The organism is Mycobacterium sp. 3519A, from assembly GCF_900240945.1.
Classification (GTDB): domain Bacteria; phylum Actinomycetota; class Actinomycetes; order Mycobacteriales; family Mycobacteriaceae; genus Mycobacterium.
Genome location: NZ_OESG01000012.1, coordinates 1107491 through 1120441 on the forward strand (window position 1 = coordinate 1107491; position 12951 = coordinate 1120441).

A 12951-nucleotide genomic window follows, 5' to 3' on the forward strand; every position below is an offset into this window, starting at 1 on the left:
TCTGGGCGCGCGGCACCTGCGGTGCGCTCGCGATGCTTGGGTGCGGAACCACGTCGGGCCCGCTGTCGTCGGCGTCAGCCGTAAGACAACTGGTCCAGGGTACGTGAGGCCCGCCTACAGGGTCAAATCACCGCAGGTCAGCCGTCATGGCTGGGCGGACCGGCCGGGCGCGCGGCGGCGCGACGCCGATGGCGGCCGCCGGTCACCACCGCGGCAGGCTGGGCGCGGACCTCGGCGTCGTCGCCGGAGTCGTCCTCGTCGTCGGAATCCTCGTCGTCGGAGTCGTCATCCGAATCCTGGTCGTCGGAATCCTCGTCTGAGTCCTCGTCGTACTCGTCGGAGTCGCCGTTGATGACCTCGATGTCGTCGTCGATGTCCTCGTCCTCATCGTCGGCGTCCAGGTCGATCTCGTCGGACTCGTCCTCGTCCTCGTCGTCCGCCGAGTCGTCCTCCTCGTCGTCGAAGTCCTCGTCGTCGAGCTCCTCCTCGTCCTCCGACTCGACGAACGCGCCGATGGTGTCGGGTTCGAGTTCGGTGACGTCCTCGGTGGTCGTCGTGTCGTCGGCCTCGACGTCGGTGTCCTCGTCGTGCTCGTGCTTGCCGTTGGCCGCGGCCATCGCCTTGAACATCGGGTGCTCGCCCGCGGGATGCGGCGGCACCTTCGCGACCGCGACGTCGTCGGCCTTGGCGCCCTTCTTGCCGCGCTTACCGCGCCGACCGCCGGTGTCGGACTTGCGACCGGTCGCCGACACGGAGTCGACCGGATCACCGTGCAGCAGGATTCCGCGGCCCGCGCAGTGCGTGCACTGCGTGGAGAACGCTTCAATCAGCCCGGTGCCCAACCGCTTTCGGGTCAGCTGCACCAGCCCCAGCGACGTCACCTCGGACACCTGGTGGCGGGTGCGGTCACGGGCCAGTGCCTCGGTGAGCCTGCGCAGCACCAGATCTCGGTTCGATTCCAGCACCATGTCGATGAAGTCGATGACCACGATGCCGCCGATGTCGCGCAGCCGCAGTTGGCGCACGATCTCCTCGGCCGCTTCGAGGTTGTTGCGGGTGACCGTCTGCTCCAGGTTGCCGCCGGAACCGGTGAACTTGCCGGTGTTGACGTCGACGACCGTCATCGCCTCGGTGCGGTCGATGACCAGCGTGCCGCCCGAGGGCAGCCACACCTTGCGGTCCATCGCCTTGGTCAGTTGCTCGTCGATGCGGTGCACCGCGAACACGTCTGGACCGTCGGGAGCAGGATCGTACTTCGTCAACCGCGGAACCAGCTCGGGCGCAACCGAATTCACATAGTCGTTGATCGTGGTCCAGGCGTCGTCGCCGGACACGATGAGCCCGGAGAAGTCCTCGTTGAACAGGTCGCGGATCACCTTGACCAGCACGTCGGGCTCTTCGTAGAGCGCGATGGCGGCGCCGGCCTTCTTCTCGGTGGTCTCGGCCGCCTTGGCTTCGATCTCGGCCCACCGCTTCTGCAGGCGCTCGACGTCGGTGCGGATGTCCTCTTCTTTGACGCCTTCGGACGCGGTGCGGATGATCACGCCCGCGTCGGCGGGCACCACCTCCCGCAGGATCTCCTTGAGCCGCTGCCGTTCGGTGTCGGGCAGCTTGCGGCTGATGCCGGTCGAGGAGGCGCCGGGTACGTAGACCAGGTAGCGGCCTGCCAGCGACACCTGCGTGGTCAGCCGGGCGCCCTTGTGTCCGACCGGGTCCTTGCTGACCTGCACCACGACGTAGTCGCCGGGCTTGAGCGCCTGTTCGATCTTGCGGTTCTGCCCGCCGAGGCCGGCGGCCTCCCAGTTCACCTCGCCTGCGTAGAGCACGCCGTTGCGGCCGCGGCCGATGTCGACGAAGGCGGCCTCCATCGACGGCAGCACGTTCTGCACGATGCCGAGGTAGATGTTGCCGACCAGGCTGGCCGACGCGGCGGAGGTGACGAAATGCTCGACGACGACGCCGTCTTCGAGCACCGCGATCTGGGTGTAGCGCGCGCCTTCGTGCGGCGGTTCGGTGCGGACCTTGTCGCGCACGACCATCGTCCGCTCGACGGCTTCGCGGCGGGCCAGGAATTCGGCCTCGCTCAGGATCGGCGGACGGCGCCGTCCGGCGTCACGTCCGTCGCGGCGGCGTTGCCGCTTGGCCTCCAGCCGGGTGGACCCGCTGATGCCCTGGATCTCGCCGTTGTCCTTGTCGGATTTGTCCTTGCCGGTCCGCGGCGCACGCTCGTGGACGACGGTGTTGGGCGGATCGTCGGGTGAACCGGCGTCGTCGTTGTCGTCACCGGAGCCCGACTTGCGGCGGCGGCGACGCCTGCGACGGCGGGTCGCACCCTCGGTGCCGGTGTCGTCGTCGCCGGTGTCCTCGTCGGACTCGTCGCCGGACTCGTCGTCCTTGGCGTCGGCCTGGGTGTCGCCGGAATCGCTGTCGTCGTCATCGCCGCCCTGCTCGCCGCGACCACGCCCGCGGCCTCGGCGGCCACGGCGGCGGCGCCTGCCCGCGGGCCGCTCCCCCTGATCGTCGTCGGCGTCGGGGCCGCCGTCGTCGTCCTCGTCGTCGTCCTCGTCGGCGTCCGAGTCGTAGTCCCGTTCGACGGGCTGCGGCGCCATGAACAGCGGCAGATAGTCGGCGCGCTCAGGCTCGGGTGCGTTGTCGAGAATGAGCCGCGACTCGGGCTCTTCTTCGGCGACCTCGGCCGGTGACTCCGCGTCGTCGGCCGTGTCATCGGCAGGTTCGGCGGGCGCGTCGATCAGCGTTACTTGCTGATCCTCGCCGGGCTGAATCTCGTCTGAAAGCTCTTCGGTATGGGCTGAAACATTCTCACTGTCGGCCACGTATTCTCCTCAAGCCCCCGGGCGCGTCGTGTGTGACGCGGCCACGCGAGGGCTCTCGCTCTTGTCCCCGGGCTACTGCTCCCGAGCTTGTTATGGTCTCGCCCCGAGGGGTCCCTGTGGGAACCGTCTCGGTGCCGGTCTGAATGATGGCTGGACGGTCGGCGCCGCACCGCGGTCGCGATGGTCGCGCACGTCGAAGTCTTCATTCGGGCATCCACCCCGCTTAACAGGACGGCTACCCGAGGCCAGTATCCCACATCACGCGGGCCAGACCGACCAGGCTGGACCAGCGGGCTATTTGCCAGGGAACCAGAGTTCGATCTCGCGGGCCGCCGACTCCGCCGAATCGGAGCCGTGCACCAGGTTGTCCTGGGTGATAAGTGCCAGGTCACCGCGGATTGTGCCGGGGGCGGCCTTCTCCACCGGGTCGGTGCCGCCCGCAAGCTGACGGAACGCGGCGATCGCTCGCGGACCCTCCACGATCGCGGCCACCACCGGCCCCGAGGTGATGAACTCCAGCAGCGACCCGAAGAACGGCTTGTCCTCGTGCTCGGCGTAATGCTTGCGGGCGAGGTCGTCCTCGACGTTCTTGAGTTCCAGCGCCGCGATGCCCAGGCCCTTGCCTTCGATCCGGCTGAGGATCTCTCCGATGAGGCCACGCTGCACGCCGTCGGGCTTGATCAAAACGAGGGTCCGCTCAGTCACGGCCGACAGCCTAGTCGGACGGTGGCTGTTGGCCCGGCAGCAGGCCACGCTTCTGGCGGCGCAGCACCTCGGCGCGCAGGTATGCGATGAACAGCCACACCGCGGCGAAGATCAACCCGATGAAGCCGACCGCGCCGTGCAGCAGCCACCCCGCGATCAGCACCACCTGGACACCGACGTTGACCCAGATGGCCCATGGCCTGCGCTGCACCCCGCACAGCAGCACCAGCACCACTGCGAAGCCGATCAGGTAGCCGGCGCTGCGCGGGGTGAGCCCCTGATCCGCGGCGGCCACCACCGGCAGCGCCAGCAGCACCACGATGGCCTCGAGGATCAGGGTGCCCGCCATGACGCCGCGGAAGCTCTTCCACGGGTCCGGTTGTTCGGAACTCATTGCGGGTCCTTCCCGAACAGGGTGCGGGCCGCCCCCGCGGTGACGACCGATCCGGTGATCACCACACCCGCGCCGCTGAACCCCTCGCCCTCGTTGCCGGACTCCTCGACCAGCGCGGTGGCGGTTTCGATCGCGTCGGGCAGCGTGGCTGCCGTGATGACGCGCTCGGGCCCGAACCGTTCCTCGGCCCGCAGCGCCAGCCCTTCGACGTCGAGCGCGCGCGGGGATCCGTTGTGCGTCACCACGATCTGGTCGAAGGCAGGCTCCAGGGCGGCCAGGATGCCGTCGACGTCCTTGTCGGCCATCACCGACACCACGCCGACCAGGTAGCGGAAGTCGAACTCCTCCTGCAGGGCCTGCGCGAGAGCGGCGGCACCGGCGGGGTTGTGTGCCGCGTCGATGAAAACCGTTGGCGCCGTGCGCATCCGCTCCAGTCGGCCGGGGCTGCTGGTGGCCGCGAAACCCGCACGCACTGTGTCGATGTCGAGCTGACGGTCGGCCCCCGCACCGAAGAACGCCTCGACCGCCGCCAGCGCCACCACCGCGTTGTGGGCCTGGTGTTCACCGTGCAGCGGGATGAAGATGTCCGAATAGCGACCGCCGAGACCCTGCAACTCGAGCAGTTGACCGCCGACGGCGACCTGCCTGCCGAGCACGGCGAATTCCGAGTCTTCCCGTGCCACCGCGGCGTCGGCTCGAACCGCCTGCGCCAGAAGCACTTCCATCGCCTCAGGCAGCTGCCTGCCGATGACGGCGACGGTGTCGGTGGGCACCAGGTCGTCGGCCTGCTTGGTGATGATGCCGGCCTTCTCACCCGCGATCTGGGCGATGGTGTCGCCGAGATAGTCGGCGTGGTCGACGCCGATGGGGGTGATCACCGCGACCGGGGCGTTGACGACGTTGGTGGCGTCCCAGCGCCCACCGAGGCCGACCTCGATCACGGCGACGTCGACAGGCGCGTCGGCGAACGCGGCGAACGCCATCGCGGTGACGACCTCGAACTTGCTCATCGCGGGTCCGCCCGCGGCTTCGGACTGCTGGTCGACCAGGTGGACGAACGGCTCGATCTCCTGGTAGGTCGCGACGTAGGAGGCCGGGCTGATCGGCCTGCCGTCGATCGATATCCGCTCGACGGCGGACTGCAGGTGCGGGCTGGTGGTGCGGCCGGTGCGGCGACTGAACGCGGTGAGCAGCGAGTCGACCATCCGCGCCACCGACGTCTTACCGTTGGTGCCCGCGATGTGGATCGAGGGATAGCCGCGCTGCGGCGAGCCGAGCAGTTCCATCAACGCGGAGATCCGGGTGGTGCTCGGTTCGATTTTCGTTTCCGGCCAACGCTGATCGAGCAGATGCTCGACCTGCAGCAGGGAGGCGATTTCGTCCGGCGTCGGGACGTCGGTCATTTGAGGGAAGCCAGCCTCGCCGTGATGCGGTCCACTTCTTCGCGGGCCACCTGCTGGCGGGCGCGGATCTTCTCGACGACGTCGGCAGGCGCCTTGGCAAGGAACGCGTCGTTGCCGAGTTTGCCTGTGGTGCCCTTGAGTTCCTTCTCGGCGGCGGCCAGATCCTTCTCGAGGCGGCGCCGTTCGGCGGCGACGTCGACGGTGCCGGAGGTGTCCACCTCGACGACGACCGTGGCCTGTGACAGTCGCACCTCCACCTGCGCCGACGGGCTGAACGAGTCGTCGCTCTCGGTGAGCCACGCCAGCGACCGCACTGCGGGGACCTGCGCGGTGAGGTCGGCGGATTCGATGCCCGACAGCCGGGCCGGGACCCGCTGCCTGTCGTTGAGACCCTGGTCGCTGCGGAACCGGCGGACCTCGGTTATCAGTTTCTGCATATCGGCAACACGTTGCGCGGCAACGGGATCCAGCGTGAAGCCGGACGGCTGCGGCCAGTCGGCAATCACGATCGATTCCTCGCCGGTCAGCGTCTTCCACAACACCTCGGTGACGAACGGCATCACCGGATGCAGCAACTTGAGCAGCGTGTCGAGCACGGCCGCCAGCACTGCGGTGGTGTGTTGCGCACCGTCGGCCAGTTGGACCTTGGCGAGTTCGACGTACCAGTCGCAGAACTCGTCCCAGGCGAAGTGGTACAGCGCCTCACAGGCCCGGCTGAACTCGTAGGCGTCGAACGCCGAATCCACCTCGGTGCGAACCTGTTCCAGCCTGCCGAGGATCCACCGGTCGGCGTCGGTCAACGCGGCGGTGTCGGGCAGCCCGGCGGGAGCGGCGCCGTTCATCAACGCGAACCGGGTGGCGTTGAACAGTTTGGTGGCGAAGTTGCGTGACGCGCGGGCGTGGTCCTCACCGATGGTCAGGTCGCCGCCGGGACTGGCGCCGCGGGCCAGCGTGAAGCGCAGCGCGTCGGCGCCGAACTGCTCGACCCAGTCCAGCGGGTCGATGCCGTTGCCGCGCGACTTGCTCATCTTGCGGCCGAACTCGTCGCGAATCAGACCGTGCAGGAACACGTTTTGGAACGGCACCTGCGGTCCGCGCGCACCGTCGAGGGTGATGGCGGGGTCGTCGCCGACGAACGTGCCGAACATCATCATGCGTGCGACCCAGAAGAACAGAATGTCGTATCCGGTGACCAGTACCGACGTCGGATAGAACTTCGCCAGGTCGGCGGTGTGATCGGGCCAGCCCATGGTGGAGAACGGCCACAGCGCCGACGAGAACCAGGTGTCGAGGACGTCGGGGTCCTGTTCCCAGCCCTCCGGCGGGGTCTCGTCGGGTCCGACGCAGACGGTTTCGCCGTTGGGGCCGTGCCAGATCGGGATGCGATGGCCCCACCAGAGCTGGCGTGAAATGCACCAATCGTGCATGTTGTCGACCCAGGCGAACCACCGCGGTTCCAGGCTGGGCGGGTGAATCACGGTGTCGCCGTTGCGCACCGCATCGCCCGCGGCCTTCGCCATCGACTCGACCTTGACCCACCACTGCAGCGACAGCCGCGGTTCTATCGGCTCACCGCTGCGCTCGGAATGGCCGACGCTGTGTAGGTAAGGCCGCTTCTCGGCGACGATGCGGCCCTGCTCGGCCAGCGCCTCGCGGACCTTGATGCGCGCCTCGAAGCGGTCGAGGCCGTCGAATTCGGTTCCGGTGTCGGCGATCCGGCCCTTGGTGTCCATGATCGACGGCATCGGCAGCTGATGGCGCAGCCCGATCTCGAAGTCGTTCGGGTCGTGCGCAGGCGTGACTTTCACTGCGCCGGTACCGAATTCGGGGTCGACGTGGGCGTCGGCGACGATCACGATCTGCCGGTCGATGAAGGGGTGGGGCAGCGTCGCGCCGACCAGGTAGCGGTAGCGGTCGTCGTCGGGATGCACGGCGATCGCGGTATCGCCGAGCATCGTCTCGACCCGGGTGGTGGCGACCACGATGTGCGGTTCGCTGTCGTCGAGTGAGCCGTACCGGAACGACACCAGCTCGCCCTCGACGTCCTCGTATTTGACTTCCAGGTCGGAGATCGCGGTCTCCAGGATCGGCGACCAGTTGACCAGGCGTTCGGCCTGATAGATCAGCCCGGCGTCGAACAGCCGCTTGAAGATGGTCCGGACCGCCCGCGACAGGCCGTCGTCCATGGTGAACCGGTCGCGGCTCCAGTCGACGCCGTCGCCGAGCCTGCGCATCTGACCGGCGATGGTGCCGCCGGAATCGCGCTTCCAGTCCCACACCTTTTCGATGAACAGTTCGCGGCCGAAGTCCTCTTTGGTCTTGCCGTCGATGAGCAGTTGCTTTTCCACCACGCTCTGGGTGGCGATGCCCGCGTGGTCCATGCCGGGCAGCCACAACACTTCGTAGCCCTGCATCCGCTTACGGCGGGTCAGCACGTCCATCAGCGTGTGGTCCAGCGCATGCCCCATGTGCAGGCTGCCGGTCACATTCGGCGGCGGCAGCACGATCGAGTACGGGGGTTTACCGCTGGCCGCGTCGGCCTTGAAGTAGCCGGCGCTGACCCAGCCCTCGTATAACTGCGACTCCACCGCGCCCGGATCCCACGACTTGGGCAGGGCTTCGGCAGAAGGATGGGAGCTGGCGGTCACCCCGGCAATTCTAGGGAGACAGCGCGAACAGTCGTAAAAGGCCCCGACACGCCGCGAAAACGGGGCACTTTGCGTCTGCTCGGCGGGAAAAGCTACTTCTTGCCGCCGCCGAGCAGCCCGCCGAGGATCTCCCCGATCGGGTTGCCCTGATTGCCGCCGCCACCGCCGCCGCCGAGCACGCTGCCGAGGATGCTGCCCAGCGGGTTGTTCCCGCCTCCGCCGCCGCCCGCGCCGCCGAGGATGCTGCCAAGCACGTCGCCGAGGCCGCCGCCGCCAGCAGAGGCCTGCGGTGCTGAGCCCTTGGACAGCTGCTTGCCGAGGTAGGCCAGCACGATCGGCGCGAGGATGGGTAGCAGTTTCTTGATCAGATCGCCACCGCCCGCGCCCTGGCCCGCTAGCGCGGAGGCCACCGCGTTGCTGTCGTTGCCGCCGAAGATCTTCGCGACGTACTGGTCGCCCTGTTGTTCGTCGACTGCGTCGACGCTGACCCCGCCGTCGAGCAGGCCGCTGGTGCCCTGCTGTGCGACGGCGGACTCCAGGTCGCTGGAATCAATCTGGTCGGCGTGCACGTTCTCCGCCACACCGCCGACGAGCGCGGGCACCAGCGTGCGAATCGCGTTGTTCACTTCGCCTTCGTCGGCGCCGATCTTGTTCGCAATCTCCGATACCGGGATCTGGGCATACAAATCGTCTAGATCAGCCATCGCATATCCGCCTTCGTCGTTGAAAGTCGCGGTGCCGACACTAGTCGGTCTGATCTTGACGCACAGGAGTTCTGCGCGGGCCGATCAATTCAGCCGGGTGGTCTCCAACGTCACTCCGGCGCCGGGGAATCGCGCCAGCAACGCATCGCCCATCGCGGCGGCCGGGGTCAGCACACCACGCAGGTCCGAGAGCCGGTCGCGGTCCAGCGCAAGCGCCAATCCGCTCTCTCCCAGCAACACCGACGTGGCCTTGTAGCCGGGGTCGCCCTGCTGCGACATGACCGACCGGTAGCGCGCGCCGGTGGTTGTCGTCGTGTAGGTCTCGACGGTGTAGTGGCCCTGTTCGCGGGTGCGTTCGCTGGGGCCGGTGCCCGGTTTCGGGGCGATCCGTTCGATGACCTTGTCCGGCACCTTGTTGAAGTAGCGTCCGCCCAGCGCCATGGTCGCGGTGTTGCCGACGGTGACCATTGCGGCGGCGACGGGCGCGGCGATCGACTTGCCGAGGCTCATCTGCTCGGCGTACTCGAACCGCCTGCCGTACGCATAGTCCAGTAATGCGTTGGAGCGCCGGACAATTCGGGTATTGGCGGCGGCCATCACGAACGCCCCGGTCCAGTAGCCGTCCAGTTCGGGCGCGATCTCCCTGCCACGCCGCCAGCGCGCGTCGGGCTGCGCGCCCAGTTCCGGTTCCGCGCTGCGGTCCGGGGTCAGCGTGTACGGGTCGGTCATCAACCGTCGCGCCTCCGGATCGGAGGACGCCGCGCGCATCAGTTCGATCATCGACGCGACGGTGCCGCCGGACACCCCGCCCGCGAACGAGCGCACCACCATGTTGGTGTCGGTCAACTGACCCTCGCCGTTCTCGGCGGCGCGTCGATACAACGCGAAGACGGTGAGATCCGAAGGGATGGAATCGAATCCGCACGAGTGCACGATCCGGGCGCCGGTGTCGATGGCCTGCTTGTGATACAGATCGATGCTCTCCCGGATGAAGAGGCCCTCCCCGGTCAGGTCGGCGTAGTCGGTGCCTGCGGCGGCGCATGCGGCGACCAACGGCAGCCCGTACTTGAGGTAGGGACCGACGGTGGTCACCACCACCTGGGTCCGCGCGGCCATCGCATTCAGCGTCGACGGTTGCGAGGCGTCCGCCGAGATCAGCTCCCAGGTCTGCGCCTTCTCCCCCAGCGTGTCCCTGACCGCGAGCAATTTGTCGTGCGACCGGCCCGCCAGCGCGATGCGGGCGTCACCTCCCGCCCTGGCCAGGTACTCCGCGGTCAATTTGCCGACGAAGCCGGTGGCGCCGTACAGGACGATGTCGAATTCACGCTGCTTGTCTGAATGTCGCCGGCCGGGCGGCTCCGGTGCGTTCATGACGCCTACGCTAATCCAGCGTCGGGGAAAGGATGCCGCCCATGCTCGACGGCGCCATGATCGTCTGGTTCGCGCTGACCACGGCGAGCGTGGTCTTCGTGGTCGCCGATTCGGTCACCAACGGCGTCACCAGTTGGGTACAGCGCACCGCCTGGATCCTGGTGACGGTCTACACGGGACCGGTCGGCCTGTTGTGCTACCTGCTGGCCTGCCGCAGACCGTTGCCGGGAACCCACGCCGCCTTCACGTCGGCGACGTGGAAGCAGGCGCTGAACAGCGAGATGCACTGCCTGGCGGGCGACGCCACCGGCATCGTCGTGGCGGCGTCCATCCTTCCGGTATTCGGACTGACCAACGGCTGGGACGCCACCGTCGAATATTTGGCGGCGTTCGCCTCGGGCCTGCTCATCTTCCAGGCGCTGATGATGGTCGGCATGTACGACGGCAACTACTGGAAGGCGGTGCGCAAGACCTTCTTCGCCGAGACCGTGTCGATGAACATGGTGATGACCGGCATGCTTCCGGTCATGCTGATCCTCGGTGTGCACTGGCACGGTTCCGAGGAACCGCACCACGCGTCGTTCTGGTTCCGGATGAGCGTCGCGACCATCGTCGGTGGGCTGGTGGCCTACCCGATCAACCATTGGCTGGTGGCGAACCGGCTGAAGCACGGCTGCATGACGTTGCCTGGCGCCGACGCACCAGCGCCGGGTCTCGGCCACGTCTCCCCGGAGCCGTCGTCGATGATCGATCACACCCAGATGGGCCCGTTGGATCACACCATGACTGAACTGCCCGCCGGTCGCGCCGCAGCCGTCGTCGCCGCGACGTTCGCGATTCTGCTGATCGCGGTGTGGGTCACCAACCTCGTTGTGCCCGTGCGGTTTTGATCATCCGAGCAGCTCCGGCGGCTCGACCTGCTGTCCCAGCACATGTTCAGCCAGGAACGCGGTGACCACCTGATACCAGAGCTTGGCGTGCTGCGGGCTGAGCACCCAGTGGTTCTCCGACGGAAAGTAGAGGAACCGGTGCGGGCTGCTGCCGTCGTCGGCGGCGGGTAGGCCGGACTCGGTGAGAAGCTCGAACCACAACCGCAGCGCCTCGCCGATCGGCACCCGGTAGTCCTTGTCGCCGTGGATGACGAGCATCGGGGTGCGAATCTCGCTGACGAAGCGGTGCGGCGAATTGCGTTGCGTCATCTCCGATGTCATCTCGCGTGCCCACCAGTACGCGCCGTCGGTGGTCGGCCCGAACTGGTCGAGCGCCCACAGGCTGGCGTGCGTGACGATGGCGTCGAACCGGTCGGTGTGCCCGGCGATCCAGTTGGCCATGTAGCCGCCGAACGAGCCACCCATCGCCGCGGTGCGGGTGGCGTCGACCCTGGGATGCGCGCACGCCGCATCCGTCGCCGCCATCAGGTCGGTGTACGGCGCGAAACCCCATGCCCCCCAGCCGCGTTGAATGAAACCCTGGCCGTAGCCGGTCGACAGCGCCGGATCCGGTAGCAGCACCGCATAACCGTTGGCCACCAGCAGCCACGGATTCCAGCGCCAGTGCCAGGCATTCCAACTGGCCAGTGGACCGCCGTGCACCCACAGCACCAGCGGCGCCTGCTCGTCGCCGTGCGGCAACGCCAGCCACGACCGGACGGCCTGGCCATCGTCGGCCGTCGCGGTCACCTCCGTCAGGGTGCCCGGCAGATCGGGGACCGCCACGCACGGCAGTTCCGTCACGGTGCCGTCGGCATCGATGCGCACCGGATGCGGCGGCCGCGCATAGGAACTGCGCATCGCGTACACGACGCCGTCCGGTGCGGTGCCCACGTCGGTGTAGGTGTAGTCGTCGTCGGTGAGCCTGCGAACCGCACCGGTGACGGGATCCACCGCGAACACCGGTCCGCGGCCGTTGTCGTCGGCGGTGACGATCAGCGTCGAACCGTCGACGGACCACGTGACCGATGTCGGCCAGCGGTCCCATTCGGTGATCTCGACGACCGGTTCGCCGAACCGCATGTGACACAGCGTGATCCGCGGTGCAGTCTGCGGTGTGGAGTGGGTTTCCCTGGTGAACACCACGGCGCTGCCGTCCGGGGAGATCGCGGGTGACCCCAGGTCGGCGGCGGGATCGTCGACGATGACGGTGCGCTGCGCGGTGGCCACGTCGATACGGACCAGGGTGCCACGGATCGCCGCGCCAGGCGCCGGGACATGCCAGGCCGCGACCACGTAACTGCCGTCCGGACTGAGGGCGAAGTCGACTTCGCGCAACGCATCACCTGGCGCGGGCGTCAGATCGCGCGAGCCGTCGATGTCGAGCAGGTGCGGCTGGTCGGGTCCGAGGTCGTGATCCCAGTACCGCACCGGATAGCCGCTGTGCAACACCGCCGACACCTTGTTGTCCTTGCGCAGCGCCCGCAACCGCTTGTCCTCGTCGACACCTTCAGCAGACGGCAGTAGCTTCGCCGCGACCACCGTGGTGGCGGCGGCACGCGCGGTTCGCACGCCGTCGACACCTCCTGGCAGCGCCAACACCTCGACGGCTTCACCGCCCCTGGCGGGCAATCGCCACAACGATGCGGGCGGCTTGTCGTCGTCCGCGGTCGGGCGCGCGGCGAGAAACAGCAGATCCCCGTCCGCGGTGAAGACCGGTGACGACTCGCCTTTGGCGCCGCGTGTCAACCGCCGGGCGGGTTCGCGGCCGTCGGGATCCAGTTCCCAGACCGCGGTGACGAACTCGGTGCGTTTGTCGTTCAGTTCGGCGATCGAGGTGACGACACGCGACCCGTCCGGCGACACGGCCAGCCCCGATGCACGCGGCAGCGCGAGAAATTCGTCGAGGTCGTCGAACGGTGCGGTCATGTCCATTTAGTAGCACACACCCTAGTGAGTTTGA

Annotated in this window: 9 protein-coding genes; 1 reads left to right on the plus strand and 8 read right to left on the minus strand. The window is 67.9% G+C overall.

Going from position 1 to position 12951, the window contains the following annotated elements; all coding sequences use genetic code 11:
* Positions 1 to 137 precede the first annotated feature (137 nt).
* The 7 genes from C1A30_RS07515 to C1A30_RS07545 all read right to left on the minus strand — a co-directional run bounded on the left by C1A30_RS07515 (position 138) and on the right by C1A30_RS07545 (position 10059).
* Positions 138 to 2834 carry an Rne/Rng family ribonuclease gene (locus C1A30_RS07515; protein WP_101947527.1) on the minus strand — a complete coding sequence of 899 codons (2697 nt, stop codon included), beginning with the start codon at positions 2832 to 2834 and terminating at the stop codon, positions 138 to 140.
* Between the two features lie 294 nt (positions 2835 to 3128).
* Positions 3129 to 3539, minus strand: coding sequence for a nucleoside-diphosphate kinase (ndk, locus tag C1A30_RS07520; protein WP_101947528.1), 411 nt, complete (start codon positions 3537 to 3539; stop codon positions 3129 to 3131).
* A 10-nt stretch (positions 3540 to 3549) separates the two neighbouring features.
* Positions 3550 to 3933: a DUF4233 domain-containing protein gene (locus tag C1A30_RS07525; RefSeq protein ID WP_101947529.1), complete on the minus strand. Its 384-nt coding sequence runs from the start codon at positions 3931 to 3933 to the stop codon at positions 3550 to 3552.
* On the minus strand, positions 3930 to 5336 hold the full coding sequence (locus C1A30_RS07530; protein ID WP_101947530.1) for a folylpolyglutamate synthase/dihydrofolate synthase family protein: 1407 nt from the start codon (positions 5334 to 5336) through the stop codon (positions 3930 to 3932). The genes C1A30_RS07525 and C1A30_RS07530 overlap by 4 nt, the downstream gene beginning before the upstream one ends.
* A complete protein-coding gene (locus tag C1A30_RS07535) occupies positions 5333 to 7984 on the minus strand; it encodes a valine--tRNA ligase (RefSeq protein WP_101947531.1) in 2652 nt (883 codons plus the stop codon). The genes C1A30_RS07530 and C1A30_RS07535 overlap by 4 nt, the downstream gene beginning before the upstream one ends.
* Before the next feature lie 92 nt (positions 7985 to 8076).
* Positions 8077 to 8688 (minus strand): DUF937 domain-containing protein, encoded by a 612-nt coding sequence (locus C1A30_RS07540; protein ID WP_101947532.1) that lies wholly within the window; start codon positions 8686 to 8688, stop codon positions 8077 to 8079.
* Between the two features lie 84 nt (positions 8689 to 8772).
* Positions 8773 to 10059: a trans-acting enoyl reductase family protein gene (locus C1A30_RS07545; RefSeq protein WP_101947533.1), complete on the minus strand. Its 1287-nt coding sequence runs from the start codon at positions 10057 to 10059 to the stop codon at positions 8773 to 8775.
* Between the two features lie 41 nt (positions 10060 to 10100).
* Between C1A30_RS07545 and C1A30_RS07550 the strand changes: the two genes are divergently transcribed.
* Positions 10101 to 10949, plus strand: coding sequence for a DUF4396 domain-containing protein (locus C1A30_RS07550; RefSeq protein ID WP_101947534.1), 849 nt, complete (start codon positions 10101 to 10103; stop codon positions 10947 to 10949).
* On the opposite strand, the gene C1A30_RS07555 is transcribed toward C1A30_RS07550, so the two are convergent.
* Complete coding sequence (locus C1A30_RS07555) at positions 10950 to 12917, minus strand: prolyl oligopeptidase family serine peptidase (RefSeq protein WP_369974101.1); 1968 nt, start codon at positions 12915 to 12917, stop codon at positions 10950 to 10952. It lies immediately after the preceding gene.
* Positions 12918 to 12951 lie beyond the last annotated feature (34 nt).